Below are 20,915 nucleotides of genomic sequence, written 5' to 3'. Positions count from 1 at the left end.
CTTTTTTTGGCAAATGATAAGATTGTCATTCACGGTGCGCGAGCCCATAATTTAAAAGATATCGACGTTACCATCCCGCGCGACAAATTAGTCGTGATTACGGGGCTGTCTGGCTCAGGTAAGAGTTCGTTAGCGTTCGATACCTTGTACGCGGAAGGACAACGTCGCTACGTGGAAAGTTTGTCAGCGTACGCGCGTCAATTCTTAGGACAGATGCAAAAACCAGACGTTGATTCAATTGATGGGCTTAGTCCGGCTATTTCGATCGATCAGAAAACAACATCCAAAAACCCGCGCTCAACGGTCGGAACCGTTACAGAAATCAATGATTACTTACGGTTACTGTGGGCCCGAGTCGGTGAACCGATTTGCCCGAACGATGGGACACCGATTGCGAGTCAAACCGTTGAACAGATGGTTGATCGGATTCAGAAATTACCGGAACGAACGAAGTTGCAGATTTTATCACCAATTGTCCGCCAGAAAAAGGGCGAGCACAAAAAGATCTTTGAAAAGATCAAGCGTGAAGGTTTCGTGCGGGTCCGTGTTGATGGTGATATTCATGATATCAGTGAAACTTTTGAACTGAACAAGAATCAACAACACACGATTGAAATCGTCATTGATCGGATCGTTGTGAAGTCCGGTGACCGTTCTCGGTTATTTGATTCTTTTGAAGCGGCGTTGCGATTAAGTGGGGGCTATGCGATTGCGGATGTGATCGGTGGCGAACCCATTATGTTCTCAGAACATTATGCTTGTCCTATCTGTGGGTTTACTGTGGGAGAACTTGAACCACGGTTATTCTCGTTTAACGCGCCTCAGGGAGCTTGTCCAGACTGTGAAGGTCTCGGAATCAAGCTAGAAGTCGATGAGGACCTTGTCGTACCTGATAAGTCGCTGACGTTGGCTGAAGGTGCGTTAGCGCCTTGGAATCCAATCAGTTCACAGTATTATCCTGAAATGTTGAAGCAAGCTTGTGAACAGTTAGAAATTCCGATGGATGTGCCGTATGAAGACTTATCAAAAGCTGATCAACAAACGGTTTTGTATGGGTCTAACGGAAAGACGTTCCATTTCCACTACCAGAACGACTTTGGTGGTGTTCGCGATGTTGACGCTGTGTTTGAGGGCGTTATCAACAATGTTGACCGCCGCTACCACGAAACGAATAGTGATTTCACCCGCGATGTGATGCGAAAGTATATGACGGAACTCACTTGTCAGACTTGTCATGGGTTCCGCTTAAATCGCAAGGCCCTGTCTGTCAAAGTTGGTGGCGAACATATCGGGATGGTCTCTGACTTAGCCATTGGTAAGGAACTCGATTTCTTTAACGAGTTGAGCTTATCAGAACAAAGTCTCGTGATTGCTAAACCAATCTTGAAGGAAATCCGCGACCGGTTATCATTCTTGCAAAATGTGGGACTGGCGTACTTAACGCTCAGCCGTTCTGCACGGACGCTGTCTGGTGGGGAAGCCCAGCGAATCCGGTTAGCAACACAGATCGGGTCGAACTTGTCCGGCGTGCTCTATATCTTGGATGAACCATCAATTGGATTGCATCAGCGGGATAACGACCGCTTGATTGGTTCACTTAAGAAGATGCGCGATCTGGGGAATACGTTGATCGTGGTCGAACATGATGAAGACACGATGCGGGCCGCTGACTATATCGTGGATATCGGCCCGGGTGCCGGTGAAAACGGTGGTGAGGTCATGGCGGCCGGAACGCCCAAGCAAGTGGCTCGCTCGCGGAAGTCACTGACCGGCCAATATCTATCGGGCAAACGGTTTATCCCACTACCTGAAACTCGGCGTCCGGGTAATGGTAAGAAGATTCGTATCACTGGTGCGGCCGAAAACAACCTCAAGCAAATTGACGTTGATTTTCCACTAGGCGAATTTGTCGTGGTAACGGGGGTTTCCGGTTCTGGTAAGTCGACCTTGGTTAACGATGTTTTGAAACGCGTATTGGCACAGAAGTTGAATCGTAATTCTGAAAAGCCTGGTAAGTATAAGAGTGTCAGTGGTATTAAGAATATTGAACGGTTAGTTAATATTGACCAAAGTCCAATCGGCCGAACACCACGCAGTAATCCGGCCACATATACTGGTGTCTTTGACAATATTCGTGATTTATTTGCACAAACGAATGAAGCTAAATTACGTGGTTACAAGAAGGGCCGCTTTAGTTTTAATACTAAGGGTGGTCGTTGTGAGGCTTGTCACGGTGACGGGATTCTAAAAATTGAAATGAATTTCTTGCCCGATGTCTTTGTACCTTGTGAAGTGTGTCATGGTAAGCAATACAATTCTGAAACGTTGGAAGTTGAATACAAAGGCAAAAATATTGCCGATGTTCTTCAAATGACCGCTTCAGAAGCTGTTAAGTTCTTTGAACCAATTCCAAAGATTCGACGGAAACTACAGACCTTGGTCGACGTTGGTTTGGGCTATGTTAAGTTAGGCCAACCCGCCACGACTTTATCAGGTGGAGAAGCCCAACGGATGAAGTTAGCTTCCGAATTGCACAAACAACAGTCGGGGAAGAATTTCTACATCTTGGACGAACCAACGACTGGGTTGCACAGTGAAGATATTCGGCGCTTGATTGGTGTCTTGGATCGGTTGGTGGATGCGGGTAATACCGTGTTAATCATCGAGCATAATTTGGATGTTGTGAAGTCGGCGGATTATTTGATTGACTTGGGCCCAGAAGGCGGTGACGGCGGCGGAACAATCGTTGCTACTGGGACACCAGAACAGGTCGCTGAAGTGGCTGAAAGTTATACTGGCCAATACTTGAAGCCCGTTCTAGAACGGGATCGAGCACGTGAAGCAACTGCACCTGCTAAATAACGGGCAATGTGCTACACTTGAGTTTGTAATGTAATTTTAATTTAGAGGAGTTGTTTGTACATGGCTAAAGTAGAAAGTTTTACATTAGATCATACCAAGGTTTTAGCACCTTACGTTCGTAAAATTACGGTGGAAAATGGGCCTAAGGGTGATGCCATCACTAATTTTGATTTGCGGTTAGTTCAACCTAACAAGACCGCTATTGATACGGCGGGCTTACACACGATTGAACATATGTTGGCTGGGTTATTACGTGATCGGATGGATGGCGTGATTGACTGCTCACCATTTGGTTGTCGGACTGGTTTTCATTTGATTACCTGGGGTGAACATGACACCGTTGAAGTTGCTAAGGCATTGAAGTCCTCATTAGAATTCATTGCTGGCCCAGCTAAGTGGGAAGACGTACAAGGGACGACCATCGATAGCTGTGGGAATTACAAGGATCATTCTTTATTCTCAGCTAAGGAATGGGCCAAGTTGATTTTATCGCAAGGAATTTCATCGGATCCATTTGTACGCAAAGTCGTTGAATAGACCAAAATATAAAAAGTAATGGTGGTGCCGGCCACCAATTAAAAAGAGCCTAGCTTTTCATAACGAAAAGCTAGGCTCTTTTTGCTGTTTACTGACATTGTGCGAGCTTAGCGGTCCTGAATCGTGGGAAAACAATCTAAGATTAGATTAAGGTAGTGTTTCAAAAATAACAAAAAATATACTGATATTGATGAATATCTGCATAAAAATTCTATATTTTAGTGAATGCTGTGCAAATTATGAATATATTTAAAATATTATTGAATAAAGTTAAATTGGGTGGTACGATACTGTCATTGATAAAAGCAAAGATAAAAATTTCGGAGGTACAAATCAATGGTCAAACAAAATGATAAAATTATTCTCGCTTATTCTGGTGGTTTAGATACGTCGGTCGCAATTAGTTGGTTGAAGGATAAGGGCTATGATGTTGTGGCCTGCGGAATTGATGTTGGTGAAGGCAAGGACATGGATGCAATCAAAGAAAAGGCCCTAAAATTAGGGGCTGTTTCATCATATATGATTGATGCTAAGCAAGAATTTGCTGAAGAATATGCGTTAATTGCTTTACAAGGTCATACCTTGTATGAAGGTGAATACCCGCTGGTTTCAGCACTTTCACGTCCTTTAATTGCTAAGAAGTTAGTCACATTAGCCAAGCAAGAGCACGCTGTTGCAATTGCCCATGGTTGTACTGGGAAGGGTAATGATCAGGTTCGGTTTGAGATTGCCATCCACGCTCTTGCACCGGATATCAAGATCGAAGCGCCTGTACGTGATTGGCACTGGTCACGGGAAGAAGAGATCGATTACGCTAAGGAACACAATATTCCCGTACCAATCAATTTGGACAGCCCTTACTCGATTGACGAAAACTTATGGGGCCGGGCTAATGAATGTGGCATTCTAGAAGATCCATGGCAGGGCGCGCCTGCCGATGCGTTTGACCGGACGAAGGCCTTAGCTGATACGCCGGATACGCCAACGACTTTGGAAATCACTTTTGAAGCTGGGCTGCCAGTTGCTTTAGATGGTGAATCACTTAACCTAGCTGATTTAATCATCAAGTTGGATCAGATTGCTGGTGAACATGGAATTGGTCGGATCGACCATATTGAAAACCGGTTGGTCGGTATCAAGTCACGGGAAGTTTACGAAGCACCAGCTGCAACGGTATTGCTCAAAGCACATAAAGATTTGGAAGATTTGACGTTTGAGCGTGAGTTAGCTCACTTCAAGCCAATCATTGAACAAAAGCTTGCGGATACGATCTACAATGGTCTTTGGTTCTCACCATTGATGGAAGCGATGGTTGCCTTCTTAAAGCAAACTCAGCAAGTCGTCAATGGGGTAGTCCGGGTACAACTCTTCAAGGGTAACGTTATTACTGAGGGGCGGAAGTCACCCAACTCACTATATGATACGAACTTGGCAACCTATACATCAGCGGATTCATTTGACCAACAAGCGGCAGTTGGTTTCATTAAGCTATGGGGCTTACCAACGCAAGTTAATGCCCAAGTCCAAGCGAAGGCTCAGGCCGAAGCTAAGACTGATAAGGCACACGCCTAATGAGTACCAAGAAGCTATGGGGTGGCCGGTTTACCGAAACGGGTGCTAAGTATGTTGATGACTTTGGGGCATCAATTAGCTTTGACCAGTTGCTTGCCGCAGAAGATATTGCTGGTTCACTGGCACACGTTAAAATGTTGAAGAAAACTGGTATTTTGCCCGCCGCTGATGTTGATCAAATTGTTGCTGGTTTGGAAACCTTGGCTGAGCGTCAAAAACAAGGTAAGTTGGAATTTTCAACGGTCAACGAAGACATTCATATGAATATTGAGTCATTATTGACCGAAGAGATTGGGTCGGTCGCTGGAAAGTTGCACACGGCCCGGTCGCGGAATGACCAAGTTGCCACGGATTTCCACTTGTACTTGAAGCATCAATTACCACTAATATTGGACCGGCTACATGAACTGGAAACGGTATTGGTCGATAAAGCGAGTGAAAACGTGGAGACGGTCATGCCGGGGTACACGCATTTGCAACACGCCCAACCCATCTCGTACGCGCACTACCTGTTAGCTTATTACCAAATGTTCAAGCGGGACATGGAACGCTTCGAGTTTAACCTGAAGCATACCGATATTTCGCCATTGGGAGCCGCTGCACTTGCTGGAACGACTTTTCCAATCGACCGGGAATATAGTGCGAAACTATTAGGATTCAGTGAAGTCTATCATAATAGTTTGGATGCCGTTTCTGACCGGGACTTCGTGCTTGAGTTTCTCAGCAATGCTTCGATCCTGATGATGCATCTCTCAAGGTTCTGTGAAGAAATCGTCAGCTGGAGCAGTTATGAATTCAAGTACATCAGTTTGAGCGATCAGTTTTCAACGGGTAGTTCGATTATGCCGCAAAAGAAGAACCCTGACATGGCCGAATTGATTCGGGGCAAGTCCGGCCGGGTTTACGGCAACTTGATGGGATTGCTAACTGTCATGAAAGGGATTCCGCTCGCTTACAATAAGGATCTGCAAGAAGACAAAGAAGGGGCGTTTGATACGGTCACGACCGTGTTAACGAGTCTCCACGTCTTCACCGGCATGTTGGCAACGCTGACCGTTAATGAAGATCGGATGGCTGATGCCACGACTAACGATTTCTCAAATGCGACCGAACTAGCCGATTACCTTGCAAACAAAGGGATTCCATTTCGGGAGGCCCATGCCATTGTGGGGAAGCTCGTCTTGGATGGCTTGAAAAAACAGCGGCCGTTGCAGGATATTCCACTCAAAGAATATCAGTCAATCTCACCGCTGATCCAAGAAGATGTCTACCATGATTTGAACGCAAAAGTTGCGGTGGAACGGCGGCATTCGCTAGGTGGTACTGGTTTTGATCAGATTAGACAAGAATTGCAACGGGCACAAACGCAATTGTCAGCCTATCAGTCCGCAACCACTGATTAATTAATGCTTATCAATTTGACCATTGATATTATTTTTAAAGACGACCTCTAAGTGGCGGAACCTCGGCATTTAGCGGCCGTTTTTAATGCTACTGACATTTTGAAAAAGCATTAAGCTAACATAAAGTCTATCAGAAAAATTGGAAACTCTTACATTAACTGGTAAGATGGAATTAATATCGGATATGGGAGATGTTGATGTATGTTTAATGATCATCGCTGGGGGTTTGATTGGACTGAATTCATGACGGGGATCGTTTTCTTGATCGCCGCTTACTTTGTCATCAAGCAACCACAAGCAGCACTTTTAAGTTTAGTCTTTTTATTTGCCATCGCCGCAATTATTAGCGGGGTCACCACAATCGGTGGTTACACAAAACTACGCCGTGAAACGGGGTTGCGGGCAAACTTTGCCCTTGTATTTGCGATTATTGATATTTTAGTGGGGTTACTATTCTTATTCCACGCACCGACTGGAGTACTGGTACTCGGTTACGTCTTTGCCTTTTGGTTCTTGATCGATTCGATTGAACGGCTGACCGTAGTCTCACATCTACGCGTCTTTGGAACGGGGTATTTTGTTCTATCTCTAATCTTAGATATTATTAGTTTGGCATTGGGAATCTTATTAGTAATCAATCCAATGATTGCTGTGATTAGTTTCAATGTATTGGTTAGTTTCTATTTTGCAGTTTTTGGTATCAACGCGATCTTGATTGCCTTTGCTCGGCGTAACTAGCTTGGCAATATTGGCCTGTTAGCGATACTTGGCGCTTGTTATTGATGGTGCCGGTGTGTCGTTAATGGGTCTTTTTTGCGCGTTAATGTAATAATGTTTGGAATCAAATGGCGGGACGAAGTGGCTCGTCAGTAGAAATGACACACCCGGTGTGTTATACTACCAACAATATGGACTAAAGGGGGCCAATACAGCATGGCAGAATCATTACAACTAGTAATTATTTCTGGGATGAGTGGTGCCGGTAAGACGGTTGCCGTTCAAAGCTTTGAAGACCTGGGCTATTTTTGCATTGATAATATGCCACCAGCGTTATTACCGAAGTTCTCAGAATTAGTTGAGGAGTCGGGCAAAATCAAGAAAGTAGCATTGGTGATTGATCTGCGCTCGCGGGCTTTTTATGACGAAATTATGGACATGTTGGCTAACTTAGACAACACGGACTTTGTGTCGACCCGGATTCTGTTTTTGGATGCTTCCAACGAAGAATTAGTGTCACGATATAAAGAGACGCGTCGATCACATCCATTAGCCATGGAAGGCCGCGTGATGGATGGGGTGCGCAAGGAACGGGAACTATTGTCACCACTGAAAGATCGGGCTTCCTACGTCATTGATACGTCGACGTTGACACCACGTGAATTGCGTGAATCAATTTTTGACAAATTCGAAACGGATCAGGATGAGACTTTTCATATTGAAATGCTATCATTCGGTTTTAAATACGGACTCCCGATTGATGCAGATATCGTTATGGATGTGCGCTTCTTGCCTAATCCATACTACATTCCTGAATTAAAGAAGCTGACGGGACTAGATAAACCTGTGGCGGATTACGTTATGCAGCAACCGGCTACGGAAGCGTTTTATCAGCAGTTCTTGAGTATGCTGGAAAGTATTATGCCCGGCTATGAAGCCGAGGGTAAGAGTAGTCTGACGATTGCAATTGGCTGTACGGGTGGTCAACACCGGTCTGTTGCCTTGACGCAACGTATTGGTGAAGCGTTGACTAAGCACTATAAGGTGCACATCAGTCATCGTGATATTGAGAAACGAAAGGAAACTGTTAATCGCTCATGAGAAAATACACATTTAAGACCCAGCGGCCTAAAATTGTGGTGATTGGCGGGGGGACCGGATTACCGGTTGTTCTGAATGGCCTGCGTAAACAGGCTGTTGATATTACTGCAGTGGTGACGGTTGCTGATGATGGCGGGTCATCTGGCATTATTCGCAACTACGTTAACGTGGTTCCACCTGGTGATATTCGTAATGTGATGGTGGCTTTATCGAATTGGCCTGATTTATATAAAAATATTTTTCAGTATCGTTTTCAGGGCGATGACCAGTTTTTTGCCGGCCATGCGATTGGTAATTTAGTGATTGCGGCTTTAACAGAAATGAAATCCGGGGTGTTTGACGCGGTACAGGAATTATCAAATATGATGCAAGTAGAAGGTCATGTTTACCCGGCAGCGAATGAAGCACTCACGTTACATGGTAAGTTTAGTGACGGTACCGAGTTAGTAGGTGAAGCCGAAATTACCGCGGCCCATAAGTCATTGGAACGTGTTTGGGTCACTGACAAGAATGGTAAGGAACCACAAGCAGTTCAACCAGTTATTGATGCGATTATGGCGGCAGATCAGATTGTTTTGGGGCCCGGTAGTTTGTTTACCAGTATTCTACCGAACCTAACGATTGGAAATATTGGTCGGGCCGTCTGTGAGTCTGATGCAGAAGTGGTTTATATTTGTAATATTATGACTCAAAAAGGTGAAACGGATAATTTCTCCGATGCTGATCATGTGCGGGTCTTAAACCGTCATTTGGGGCAAAACTTTATTAATACGGTGTTAGTTAACACCGAAAAAGTGCCAGAAGATTACATGGATTTTCATAAGTTTAACGAAGTTTCAAAGCAAGTGAGTCATGACTTCCGGGGGTTACGTGAACAAAACTGTCGCGTAATCTCATCGAACTTCTTGAAACTCCGTGATAATGGGGCCTTTCATGATGGCGACCAAGTTGTCGCTGAATTAATGAATCTAGTCGGTCATTCCGACGTTTTCAGATAAGGGGGTCGTGGCATGTCATACGCCAGTGACGTTAAGAAAGAATTGACTAACCTCGCTGTCCATCGCGAGAATGCTAAGGCTGAATTAATGGCTTTGATTCGAATGAATGGGGCGATCAGCATTGCTAATCATCACTTCATTTTGAATATTCAGACGGAAAATCCGGCCATCGCGCGGCGTATTTACCGGCTACTCAAACAATTTTATGACGTCGATAGTGAATTGATTGTTCGGCGCAAAATGAAATTAAATAAGAATAATTTGTACATCGTACGATTGAAGACCGGTACGGACATGGTACTCGCTGATTTGGGTATTTTAAAGGATTATCAAATCGTTGAAGTGGCACCAACTGAAGTGTTAACGGATGATGCTGCGGTGCGTTCTTATTTGCGTGGCGCCTTTTTAGCGGGCGGTTCGGTTAATAATCCTGAAACTTCCCGGTATCATTTGGAAATTTACTCACTGTATGAGGAACATAATCATATGATCTCCGAGATGATGAATCAGTATGGCTTGAATTCACGAACGACTGATCGGCGTGGTGGTTTCATTACGTACATCAAGGAAGCGGAAAAAATTGCCGACTTCTTGTCGTTGGTTGGTGCGACAAATGCCATGCTTAAGTTTGAAGATATTCGAATCATGCGGGACATGCGTAACTCGGTCAATCGGTTGGTTAACTGTGAGAATGCCAACATGGATAAGGTTGCCAATGCCTCTAGCAAACAGATTGAAAATATTTTATTGATCGATGCTACGGTGGGATTACAACAGTTACCACCAAAATTACAAGAAGTCGCTGTTGCCCGGTTGGAACATCGTGAAGTTAGCCTCAAGGAACTAGGAACCCTTGTTCCGGGCGGACCGATTTCTAAGTCTGGAATCAATCATCGGCTGCGTAAAATCAATCAATTTGCGGAACAATTACAAAAAGATGCTTAGTTGTCGATAAGGATGGCTTAAGCATGAGTTTTGTTGAAAAGCTTGCTAACCATTTTAGATGGTGTTAGCGGCTTTTTTGGGTTGAAATGGATTGATTGTCGTTCGCCATACTCGAAAAGCACTTGACAAAAGTAAGTGCAACTATTTATACTGAACACATCTTATTGAAATCGGAGAGACGTAATTATGCAAAAATCAACAATGCAAATGATGATGTGCTGCCCATGTTGTGAATCAAACAACATGGCTATTTGCGTTGAATTACAAGCGTCTCTGCATCAAAAATAACGGGATTGAGCTCAAATCGTTAATTTTGAAACGCCTGCTTGGAATCTGACGAGATTCTGAACAGGCGTTTTTTGTTACAACCGATGGGAATAAGTAGATCAACACATCAAAATGGGAATGTAAAGGGGCGAGAAGTTTGAAGAAGCGATCAGTGTTAGCAGTGGTAATGAGCCTAGTATTAGTGACGGTGCTGGCTGCGTGTGGGAAGCACAATAGCCAGTCTTCTGGTAATGGCAAGTATGCAAGTAGTCAGGTTTTAAACTTGTCGTACCCTAGTTCATTGGATTCAATCGATATTTCCAATATGTCGGGATATGGCAGTACGGGTAATATTTTTGAAAGCTTATACCGGTTAGGAAAGAATGGTAGCATTACACCGGGATTAGCTAAGTCAACTAAGGTTTCAAAGGATGGCAAGACGTATACCTTTACGATTCGCAATGCAAAGTGGAGCGATGGTTCGAAGATAACCGCGCAAGACTTTGTCTATTCTTGGAAACGGACCGTCACCCCAGCAACTAAGTCACAGTATGCCTACCTCTTCTCAGGGGTGAAGAATGCGGATGAAATTGTCGCTGGGAAAAAGTCACCAAGTACATTGGGCGTCAAGGCGCAAGGCGAACATACTTTTATTGTGACTCTTGATAAGCCAATTACTTATTTTAAGAAGTTAATGACCTACCCGTTGTTTGGACCAATTAGTGAGAAAGCGGTCAAAAAATGGGGTAGCAAATATGCCACTAAGGCTCAGTACATGCTCTACAGTGGACCGTTTAAGTTGACTGGCTGGACTGGAACTAATAATAGCTGGCAGTTTGTAAAAAATAATCAGTACTGGGATAAGAAAGCTGTCCACCTACAAAAGATCAACTACACGGTCAATGAGAGTACTACGACAACATTGAACTTGTTCCAAGAAAAGAAACTTGATCTAACGCAATTAGCGAGTGAACAAGTTAAGAATATGAAGAGCAGTTCTGACTATACCACGTACCCTTATTCTATCACCGCGTTTCTGGTTTATAATTTCCAAGACAGTAACGCGACAATCAAAAAGGCGCTCAATAACGCTAAGATTCGTCAAGCAATTTCATTGTCGATCAATCGCAAGACGTTAGTAAAGAATGTGATTGGTGACGCATCAACGGTCTCAAAGACGTTTGTTCCTCAGGATTTAGTTAAAGACGCTAAAACTGGTAAGGATTTTGCAGATGAATCAACGGTTAAGAATTCAACGTCATATAACAAAGCGCTGGCACAAAAGTTATGGAAACAAGGCCTTAAGGAAACGGGAATTAAGAAATTGTCCATTCAGTTATTAGCTTCTAATGACGAACCTAATAAGCCGATTTCACAATACTTGAAATCAGCATTAGAAAAGAATCTCGATGGTTTGACGGTCAACTTATCCAACATTCCATCAAAGGTAGCTTCAAGTCGTGCTCAAAGTGGTGATTTTGACCTTTATCTCAGTGGTTGGGGTGCTGATTTCAACGACCCAATCTCGCACTTGCAAATTATGACTAATAATAGTGGTTATAATTACGGAAAATATAACAGCAGCACGTACAATGCGTTGGTTAACAAGGCTCAAAACCAGGATGCCAATGATACTAGTGCTCGTTGGCAAGATATGATCAACGCTGAGAAGACGATCATGAAGGATCAAGGAATTACGCCATTGTATCAGACGGTATACTCTTATTTACAAAATCCAAAGGTAAAGGGTATTATTCATAATACTGCTGGGACACAGTGGAATTATAAGTATGCTTATATTGCCAAATAATTAACTGATTGAGGGACGTTCATGGTAACTGGTCGTTTAGCTGTTACCTTAGTAGGAGCGCCAGGTCCATACGTTGCCTTGATCAAAACAAAATAGCGGTCCATTTCGACTTGTCAGAGTGTCTTGACGAATCGAAGTGGACCGCTTATTTATTTCGACGAATGGTTCTACAGTGCTTGAGTTGTCACGCAAGACAACTACACTGATTGGTCTATGCTGGTGTTACGTCGTTAACCACGTACTTGATTGGCTGATGTTGGGCCATCGCAATCACATTCTCCGCGACAATGGTAGCCATGCCATCGCGAGCTTCGACCGTTGCGTTGCCAAGATGAGGTGTCAAAATGACGTTGTTCATCGTGGCCAAACCAGGTGTGACTTGCGGTTCATGTTCGTAGACGTCGAGTGCAGCGCCAGCAATTTGATGTTGTTGCAGCGCCGTCACAAGTGCTTGCTCGTCGACAATTGGCCCCCGTGCGGCGTTGATGAGGAGCGCCGTGGACTTCATTTTGCTAAAAGCAGCATTATCGATTAGATGCGTTGTTTGTGTGGTAAGCGGCAGATGTAAAGTGACGATGTCGGCACGCTGTAAAAGTTCATCCTGGGAGACAAAGGTTGCGCCAAGTTGCGTTTCACGGCTAATCGGTAGGCGGTGGTGTTGGCTGTATAAGATGGGCATGTCAAAGGCGTGTAATCGTTTGGCAACAGCTTGACCAATTTGGCCAAGGCCTAAGATGCCGAGTGTCTTGCCTTGTAAGTTGTGGCCGAGAAAGAACAGTGGCGCCCAACCGTTAAAGCCGCTAGTTCGCATTAAGTGATCGCCTTCCACGATACGATGCGCTAGGCTGATAATCAAACCGACCGTTGATTCAGCGGTTGCGACCGCCGAAACGTTCGGCGTGTTCGTGACTGGAATCTGGCGCTTAGCTGCTGCCGCGATATCGATGTTATTAGTGCCAGCACCAAAATTAGCAATCAGTTTAAGGTGTGGGGCGTGGTCTAAGACATCTTGATCTACTTGAGTTGAGAGTGGGGTAATCAAAAAGTCGGCATCAGCGACTCGACGGATGAGTTCCGCGCGACTGATCAGGTTATCGCCGGTATAAGTATCAATGACTAACTGACTTTGTAAAAGTAACGTATTAGCTTGGGCTGGAAGCTGACCAGCAATAAAGACTTTTGTCATTATAGAGACTCCTTTTTACTTTTAAGTTCAAGGACAAGTAATATTGTCCGGGTAGTAATCCCTGCTTATGTGCAGTATGGGCTATTGCAAAACGAATGACAAGAAAACGAGCAAAAAAACTGGGCCAACGTCTAGTTAGCCCAGTCAAAGATATTAGCTTATTTTAATTTGTTGTTTTCCATAATATCATCGATCAAACCGTAGTCTTTAGCCTCTTGTGCGCTTAAGTAGTTATCACGTTCAGTATCATGGTTCAACTTTTCAACGGATTGTCCCGAGTTGTCAGCTAAAATCTGGTTGATCTTTTTACGAGTCTTCAAGATTTCTTCCGCAACAATTTCAATTTCCGTTTGTTGACCTTGAGCACCACCAGATGGTTGGTGAATCAAGATTTCAGAGTTAGGTAAAGCAAAACGCTTGCCCTTAGTACCAGATGAAGCTAAGACGCTGGCCATGGAAGCAGCCATCCCCATAACGATGGTTTGAACATCAGATTTGATGAAGTTCATCGTATCGTAGATTGCTAAGCCGGCAGTAACGACACCACCTGGTGAGTTGATATAGAGATAGATGTCCTTACCTGAATCTTGGGCATCCAAGAAGAGTAGTTGGGCAATAATGGCGTTTGCCATGTTATCTTCAATGGGACCGGATAACATAATGATACGGTCCTTTAATAGTCGTGAATAGATGTCATAAGCACGTTCGCCACGTGATGACTGTTCAATAACTGTAGGAACTGGATACATGATTTGTTAGCCTCCTAAGGTTGCATTATTTGATTAGCTGATTGCTAATATAAATGTAGTTTACCGCTAAGGTCAGTGAAGGTCAAAAGAAAAACCTCAAAAACAGAATTCCGTTTATGCAGTTAACGTGGTATACTTAGGTTTCTATCATAATACGGCTTGAGATTGGGTGAACCCAATCTCTTTTTTTTCGACGATTTTAGTTAGTAGGCCTTGGATTAAGTGTTGCGTCTACCTTGGCTTGAAAACGATGTTCTCTTATAATAATGATTCAAGATTAAGCAGTAATGAACTTGCATATTCAGCACTAATGTGGTGATTTAAAAGTAGTCGACCCGCATAATTTTATTATCGCGATAGTAGGTGAATCAATTTACTGATAGTGACCCACAACGATGAGTCTAATAGAAGTTGGAAATTCGCACGTGAGCCGACATATTAAACGACTTGACCTTGTTGCTGGACTCAAGTTGCTCGCAACGAATTAATCAGTATCGGATGCATGAATGAAATTTACCATGATTAAAACGATTCTATAATATAATAACAATTGTAGTAATTATTATTTGAATAGTGTAAGTTTAGCTGTTATTAAATCTACTAAACGACTACACTGGTATATGGTTTACTTGAACTGATTACTTTTTGATTATTTTTACTTGGACGAGCGGGTATAGGTACTATTACTGACCCCGAAAGGATATTACTTGTTGTTTGGTTTAAATTAAGTTACTATATGGAGATGTGACTGGTATAGTCCAGTAGTTGTCACTTAAATAAATGCACAAAAAAAGCTGAGAATCATTTCTCAGCTACTGATGCGCCCGGAGGGAATCGAACCCCCATCTCAAGAACCGGAATCTTACGTGCTATCCATTACACCACGGGCGCCTAAACAACATATTATATTCTAGCGAATAATGGATAAAAACACAAGGGTTTTACATAAAAATTTATTCAGGGAGGTATTTTTATGGCACTGGGACCAGGATTTCGCCAGCAACAGCGGCAATCACAGAAGTTAGCGATGACCCAGCGACTACAACAATCCATTCAGATGTTGCAGTTTAATGTGGAAGAACTAAGAGATTTTCTAACGCAAAAAGCATTAGAAAACCCATTGATCGATGTGGATACAAATTGGAATAATAATCACGCCAGTTTGAACGCAGCCAAAAATGTAACCACTAAGGCGGATTTCATTGAGCGTGTGTCGACCTCTAATCAGCATTCGTTATTTGAATACTTGTTGGATCAGATTCACCTAACGATGCGTGATACCCATTTGCGTCAGATTGTCCTTTATTTAATTGAGTACGTTGACGTGAATGGTTATTTGCGGATTGATGAGAGGCAGGTTCGGCAAGAAACTAAGGCAACGCCAATTGAGTTGTTGGATGCAATTACCTTATTACAACAACTTGATCCGCCGGGTGTTGGGGCCCGGAGCTTGCAAGAAGCGCTGATGTTGCAGACAGAAAATGATGACCATGCACCGAACTTAGCCTATATTGTCTTAGAAGAAAGTTTTGACGAGCTGGTTAATCGACAATGGGACTTGTTGGCTAAGAAGTATCAGGTGACGCTTGCGGACATTTCAAGTATTTATGATTATGTGCGAACACTAACACCCGTACCCGGTGCGGCAATCGGGCAGGAGACGACCGGGTACATCTTTCCCGATTTAGTGGTGACGAATCAGGGAGGCCAGCTGGCATTGCGAACCGCATCCATGGCTCAACCGGTGGTTAAATTCCGCAGTCGGTATTATCAGCAGATGGGGCAGCATGATGATCAGGAAGTTACGGAATATTTGAAAGAAAAGAAAAGTGAGTATGACTGGATTGCTAACAGTTTGCAGCAACGCGAGGCAACCATTTTTCGAGTGGGAACGGCCATTATCGAGCGTCAAGCAGACTTCTTCTTGGAAAAAACGACGGATTTACGGCCACTATTGTTACGAGATGTTGCCCAACAGTTAAAAGTGCATGAATCAACAATCAGTCGAAGTATTAATGGAAAGTACATTCAAACGGACTTCGGTATGTTTGAACTTAAACGTTTCTTTACCAAAGCGGTCAGTAAACGTCCCACTGGTGGCAAAATCGTTTCGGCCGACAGTGTTCAACACCGAATTGTGACCTTGATCGAACAGGAAAATAAAGAAAAACCGCTTTCAGACCAAAAAATTGTTCAGATTCTTAATGCGGAAAATGTCGAACTTTCTCGGCGGACAGTGGCGAAATATCGTGAAAATCTTAACATTCCGTCGTCATCAAGGCGAAAACAATACTTGAGAACCGAACGATAATTTGACGCGCCATTTGGACCAGTCGGTTATAAGTTTAATTGGGGTTTCATTTGCAACCACCTTATGAACCTGTTATAATTCATGGTGTGGTAAGAGAGGTATGCAACATTGATTTCTTAGTGAATTTGCGTTGTGTGCTTTGTTTTTTGAAGTCTTTGGGTCGCTTTTCGACATAGCTGGACCAGACCCGTCCCACTAGAGAGCAGGTTGGATGCCATGCATTCAGATATTCAATGGATTGAGGCAATTGCCCCAGATATGGTTGACATGCTGAGTCGTCGTTACTTAGTATTAAGAACCATTAATTGGATGGCCCCAGTTGGACGTCGGCTATTAGCTCAGACGTTAGGTGTTAGCGAACGGACGTTACGGACCGAAACGGATACATTACGGAAGCTAGATTTGATTATGACAAACAAATCGGGCATGCAAGTTACCCAGCAAGGTCAGGACGTGTTAGTAGGCCTAAGTCATTTTATGGATGAGCTAATGGGCATTCGCCAGAAAGAACGACAGTTGGCGCAATACTTTAATATTAAGCGTTGCATCATCGTTTCTGGTGATTCCGATCGACAGTTGAAAGTTATTGGGACCATGGGCGAAGAAGTGAACCAGCTATTACAGCAATTATTGCCGGAAGGGCGTAATATTATTGCTGTTATGGGTGGGCATACCATGGAACATGTGGCAAGTCGCTTAACTAATAAATTAGGTGATAAACGTGATTTGTTATTTGTTCCGGCGCGTGGTGGTGTTGGTGAATCGGTTGCGATTCAAGCAAATACCATCGCGTCACAAATGGCACAACATACTGGCGGTAAGTTCCGCTCGTTGTTTGTACCAGAACAGGTCAGTGAACGAACGTATGAACCGCTCCTCAAAGAACCAAGTATTCAAGAGGTGCTGGCGATTATCGGGCAAGCTAACGTGGTCGTGCATAGTATCGGTGAAGCCATTTCAATGGCCCATCGCCGGAATATGTCTGAGGATCAGATCAAGGTGTTACGCAGTCGTGAAGCGATTGGTGAAGCCTTTGGTTACTTCTTTGATAAGAAGGGTAACGTGGTCTACCGGATTCCACGGATTGGATTGCAAATCGGAGAACTGGCCCATCGGGAGATTATACTCGCCATTGCGGGTGGGACTTCAAAAGCCACCGCAATTGCCGCGTATATGAAGAACATTGCACCTAAACAGACGTGTTTGATCACGGATGAGGGTGCGGCTAACTTGATTTTAAAAAAGTAATCTTCTATAGTGAAGTTGCTTTTTAAAATAAAACTATTTTTATTTCCACAAGGAGGAAATTCTAGTATGTCTGTAAAAATTGGTATTAATGGTTTCGGACGTATCGGTCGTTTAGCATTCCGTCGTATCTTAGAACTTGGTGAAAAGTCAAGTGATATCGAAGTTGTTGCTATTAACGATTTAACTTCACCTGCATTGTTGGCTCATCTTTTGAAGTATGACTCAACTCATGGTACTTTGAACGCTGACGTTTCAGCAACCGACGATTCAATCGTTGTTAACGGTAAGAACTACCGTGTTTATGCTGAACCACAAGCACAAAATATTCCTTGGGTTAAGAACGACGGTGTTGACTTCGTTCTCGAATGTACTGGTTTCTACACTTCAAAGGCTAAGTCACAAGCTCACTTGGACGCTGGTGCAAAGCGTGTCTTGATTTCTGCTCCTGCTGGCTCAGACTTGAAGACCATCGTTTACAACGTTAACGATGACATCTTGACTGCAGATGACCGTATCGTTTCTGCTGGTTCATGTACTACTAACTGCCTTGCACCATTAGCATTCTTTGAAAACAAAGAATTCGGTATCAAGGTTGGTACTATGACTACTATCCATGCTTACACTTCAACTCAAATGTTACTTGACGGCCCTGTACGTGGTGGTAACTTCCGTGCTGCCCGTGCTGCCGGTGTAAACACTATTCCTCATTCAACTGGTGCTGCTAAGGCTCTTGGCTTAGTTATCCCAGAATTGAACGGTAAATTACAAGGCCATGCACAACGTGTTGGTGTTGTTGATGGTTCATTAACTGAATTAGTTGCTATCTTAGACAAGAAAGTTACTGCTGACGAAGTTAACGCCGCAATCAAGAAGCATACTGAAGGTAACGAATCATTTGGTTACAACGATGACGAAATCGTTTCATCTGATGTTATCGGTACTACTTTCGGTTCAATCTTCGATCCTACTCAAACAGAAGTTACTTCTGATGGTGACAACCAATTAGTTAAGACTGTTGCTTGGTACGATAACGAATACGGCTTCACTTGCCAAATGGTACGTACTTTATTGAAGTTCGCCACTCTCTAATATTTGATTAGATAGTTAAGAACTTTAAAACCGCATATGGTTTTGACGGCGGGGGGAGGCAAAACTCCTCTTGCCGTTTTTTTAATTTCAGCAGTCACGAATTCTAGGAGGATTTTAACATTGGCTAAATTAATCGTTTCAGATTTAGATGTTAAAGATAAAAAAGTTTTAATTCGTGTCGACTTTAATGTTCCAATTAAAGACGGCAAAATTGGTGACGACAACCGGATCGTCGCTGCCTTACCAACGATCAAATACGTGATTGAACATGATGGCAAAGCCATCTTATTCTCACATTTAGGTCGGATTAAGAGCGAAGACGACAAGAAGGGCTTAAGCTTACGTCCTGTTGCAGAACGTCTTTCAAACTTATTAAACAAGCCTGTTACCTTCGTACCTGTTACTGAAGGCGAACAACTGGAAACTGCCATCAACAACATGAACGACGGTGACGTCTTAGTTGTTGAAAACACTCGTTTTGAAGACGTTGTTAACGGCGAACAAGTTAAGCGCGAATCTGGTAACGATCCTGAATTAGGCAAGTACTGGGCTTCACTTGGTGATGTCTACGTCAACGATGCTTTCGGGACTGCTCACCGGAGCCATGCTTCTAACGTTGGGATTGCTTCAAACATGGATCAAGTTGCCGCTGGTTTCTTAATGGAAAAGGAAATCAAGTTCTTAGGTGACGCGGTTGACAATCCTAAGCACCCATTCGTTGCTATCTTAGGTGGTGCCAAGGTTTCTGATAAGATCGGTGTTATCGATCACTTAATCAGCAAAGCTGACAAGATCATCATCGGTGGTGGGATGACTTATACGTTCTATGCTGCTAAAGGCATGGGCATTGGTAACTCACTTGTTGAAAAAGACAAGATTGAATTGGCTAAGTCAATCATCGAAAAAGCTGGCGACAAGTTAGTCTTACCTAGCGACTCAATCGTTGCTGAAAAGTTTGATAACGATGTTCCTAGCAAGGTTGTTGAAGGTTCAATTCCTGATGGCTACATGGCCTTAGATATTGGTTCTAAGTCAATCGAAGAATTCGAAGATGTTTTACGCGACGCTAAGACCGTTGTTTGGAACGGACCAATGGGTGTCTTCGAAATGAGCAACTACGCCAAAGGTACGCTTGAAATTGGTAAGTTCTTAGGAACCTTATCAGACGCAACGACCATCGTTGGTGGTGGGGACTCAACTGCCGCTGTTAAGCAACTTGGCGTTGGCGACAAGTTAACCCACATTTCTACTGGTGGCGGTGCTTCACTTGAATACCTTGAAGGTAAGGAATTACCTGGTATTGCTGCTATTTCTGAAAAATAATCTGTTCTCCGAAAGGAAGGTTTATCGTGCGTACACCTATTATTGCCGGTAACTGGAAAATGAACAAAACAGCTAGCGAAGCTTTAGCTTTCGTTAATGCTGTTAAGGATCAATTACCAGATCCATCAAAAGTTGAATCAGTCGTTGCTGCCCCAGCCCTTTTCTTACAGGAAATGGTTGAAGCTGCCAAGGGTTCTGATTTAAAGATTGCTGCTGAAAATGCTTATTTTGAAGATGCTGGGGCATTTACTGGTGAAACTTCACCAGCTGCCTTAGCTGACTTAGGCGTTGATTACGTTGTTATTGGTCATTCAGAACGTCGCGGTTATTTCCACGAAACTGACGAAGACATTAACAAAAAGGCACACGCTATCTTCAAGAACGGCATGAAGCCAATCATTTGCTGTGGCGAATCATTAGAACAACGTGAAGCCGGCGAAGCAGAATCATGGGTTTCAGGCCAAATCAAGGCTGCTTTGAAAGACTTATCAGCTGACCAAGTAAGTTCATTGGTTATTGCCTACGAACCAATCTGGGCCATCGGTACTGGTAAGACTGCTACGAGTGACCAAGCTGAAGAAATTTGTGCGGTTGTTCGTAAGACTGTTGCTGACCTTTACTCACAAGAAGTTGCTGATAAAGTTCGGATTCAATACGGTGGTAGTGTTAAACCAGCCAACGTTAACGAATTAATGGGCAAAGATGATATCGACGGTGGTTTAGTCGGTGGTGCTTCATTACAACCTGATTCATTCTTGGAACTTGTTAATTATCAAAATAACTAATAATAGTTATTG

At 43.5% G+C, this 20,915-nt stretch carries 16 protein-coding genes and 1 tRNA gene; 14 read left to right on the top strand and 3 right to left on the bottom strand.

The features are described 5' to 3' along the window. Nucleotides 1-6: 6 nt before the first annotated feature. The 9 genes from uvrA to MMY95_RS01895 all read left to right on the top strand — a co-directional run bounded on the left by uvrA (nucleotide 7) and on the right by MMY95_RS01895 (nucleotide 12,212). The gene (uvrA, locus tag MMY95_RS01935) at nucleotides 7-2,862 is read left to right on the top strand and encodes an excinuclease ABC subunit UvrA (protein ID WP_003643969.1); all 2,856 of its coding nucleotides are present in this window, start codon (nucleotides 7-9) and stop codon (nucleotides 2,860-2,862) included. 60 nt (nucleotides 2,863-2,922) lie between these two features. Further along, nucleotides 2,923-3,399 carry an S-ribosylhomocysteine lyase gene (locus MMY95_RS01930; protein ID WP_003641031.1) on the top strand — a complete coding sequence of 159 codons (477 nt, stop codon included), beginning with the start codon at nucleotides 2,923-2,925 and terminating at the stop codon, nucleotides 3,397-3,399. A gap of 336 nt (nucleotides 3,400-3,735) precedes the next feature. After that, on the top strand, nucleotides 3,736-4,971 hold the full coding sequence (locus tag MMY95_RS01925) for an argininosuccinate synthase (protein WP_054519063.1): 1,236 nt from the start codon (nucleotides 3,736-3,738) through the stop codon (nucleotides 4,969-4,971). Beyond that, the gene (argH, locus tag MMY95_RS01920; protein ID WP_053267141.1) at nucleotides 4,971-6,374 is read left to right on the top strand and encodes an argininosuccinate lyase; all 1,404 of its coding nucleotides are present in this window, start codon (nucleotides 4,971-4,973) and stop codon (nucleotides 6,372-6,374) included. The genes MMY95_RS01925 and argH overlap by 1 nt, the downstream gene beginning before the upstream one ends. Before the next feature lie 201 nt (nucleotides 6,375-6,575). Further along, entirely contained in the window at nucleotides 6,576-7,112 is a 537-nt protein-coding gene (locus MMY95_RS01915) for a DUF308 domain-containing protein (RefSeq protein ID WP_011101155.1), read from the top strand. A 195-nt stretch (nucleotides 7,113-7,307) separates the two neighbouring features. Next, complete coding sequence (gene rapZ, locus MMY95_RS01910; RefSeq protein WP_053267140.1) at nucleotides 7,308-8,192, top strand: RNase adapter RapZ; 885 nt, start codon at nucleotides 7,308-7,310, stop codon at nucleotides 8,190-8,192. After that, the gene (locus MMY95_RS01905) at nucleotides 8,189-9,190 is read left to right on the top strand and encodes a YvcK family protein (RefSeq protein ID WP_053267139.1); all 1,002 of its coding nucleotides are present in this window, start codon (nucleotides 8,189-8,191) and stop codon (nucleotides 9,188-9,190) included. The genes rapZ and MMY95_RS01905 overlap by 4 nt, the downstream gene beginning before the upstream one ends. A gap of 12 nt (nucleotides 9,191-9,202) precedes the next feature. Continuing rightward, nucleotides 9,203-10,135: a DNA-binding protein WhiA gene (whiA, locus tag MMY95_RS01900; RefSeq protein ID WP_003641038.1), complete on the top strand. Its 933-nt coding sequence runs from the start codon at nucleotides 9,203-9,205 to the stop codon at nucleotides 10,133-10,135. Nucleotides 10,136-10,559: 424 nt separating this feature from the next. Continuing rightward, nucleotides 10,560-12,212 carry a peptide ABC transporter substrate-binding protein gene (locus MMY95_RS01895; RefSeq protein WP_003641039.1) on the top strand — a complete coding sequence of 551 codons (1,653 nt, stop codon included), beginning with the start codon at nucleotides 10,560-10,562 and terminating at the stop codon, nucleotides 12,210-12,212. 211 nt (nucleotides 12,213-12,423) lie between these two features. On the opposite strand, the gene MMY95_RS01890 is transcribed toward MMY95_RS01895, so the two are convergent. The 3 genes from MMY95_RS01890 to MMY95_RS01880 all read right to left on the bottom strand — a co-directional run bounded on the left by MMY95_RS01890 (nucleotide 12,424) and on the right by MMY95_RS01880 (nucleotide 15,038). Then, nucleotides 12,424-13,398, bottom strand: coding sequence for a 2-hydroxyacid dehydrogenase family protein (locus MMY95_RS01890; RefSeq protein WP_053267138.1), 975 nt, complete (start codon nucleotides 13,396-13,398; stop codon nucleotides 12,424-12,426). Between the two features lie 158 nt (nucleotides 13,399-13,556). Then, complete coding sequence (gene clpP / locus MMY95_RS01885; protein WP_003641041.1) at nucleotides 13,557-14,147, bottom strand: ATP-dependent Clp endopeptidase proteolytic subunit ClpP; 591 nt, start codon at nucleotides 14,145-14,147, stop codon at nucleotides 13,557-13,559. An 819-nt stretch (nucleotides 14,148-14,966) separates the two neighbouring features. Then, nucleotides 14,967-15,038: transfer RNA gene (locus MMY95_RS01880), tRNA-Arg, on the bottom strand. An 82-nt stretch (nucleotides 15,039-15,120) separates the two neighbouring features. Here MMY95_RS01880 and rpoN point away from each other — a divergent pair. The 5 genes from rpoN (at nucleotide 15,121) to tpiA (ending at nucleotide 20,903) form a co-directional block, all read left to right on the top strand. Further along, complete coding sequence (gene rpoN, locus MMY95_RS01875; protein WP_003641042.1) at nucleotides 15,121-16,458, top strand: RNA polymerase factor sigma-54; 1,338 nt, start codon at nucleotides 15,121-15,123, stop codon at nucleotides 16,456-16,458. 216 nt (nucleotides 16,459-16,674) lie between these two features. Next, nucleotides 16,675-17,706, top strand: coding sequence for a sugar-binding domain-containing protein (locus MMY95_RS01870; RefSeq protein WP_021357259.1), 1,032 nt, complete (start codon nucleotides 16,675-16,677; stop codon nucleotides 17,704-17,706). A 66-nt stretch (nucleotides 17,707-17,772) separates the two neighbouring features. Next, nucleotides 17,773-18,795, top strand: coding sequence for a type I glyceraldehyde-3-phosphate dehydrogenase (gene gap, locus MMY95_RS01865; RefSeq protein ID WP_003643974.1), 1,023 nt, complete (start codon nucleotides 17,773-17,775; stop codon nucleotides 18,793-18,795). A 120-nt stretch (nucleotides 18,796-18,915) separates the two neighbouring features. Further along, nucleotides 18,916-20,118 carry a phosphoglycerate kinase gene (locus tag MMY95_RS01860; RefSeq protein WP_202861272.1) on the top strand — a complete coding sequence of 401 codons (1,203 nt, stop codon included), beginning with the start codon at nucleotides 18,916-18,918 and terminating at the stop codon, nucleotides 20,116-20,118. A gap of 26 nt (nucleotides 20,119-20,144) precedes the next feature. Continuing rightward, nucleotides 20,145-20,903: a triose-phosphate isomerase gene (gene tpiA, locus MMY95_RS01855; protein ID WP_003643975.1), complete on the top strand. Its 759-nt coding sequence runs from the start codon at nucleotides 20,145-20,147 to the stop codon at nucleotides 20,901-20,903. Nucleotides 20,904-20,915: the final 12 nt, after the last annotated feature.

Origin of the sequence: Lactiplantibacillus sp. ME-2, assembly GCF_022549155.1 — a bacterium.
In the GTDB taxonomy this organism is placed as follows: Bacteria; Bacillota; Bacilli; order Lactobacillales; family Lactobacillaceae; genus Lactiplantibacillus; species Lactiplantibacillus plantarum.
This window is presented reverse-complemented; position numbering and strand designations above follow the sequence as displayed.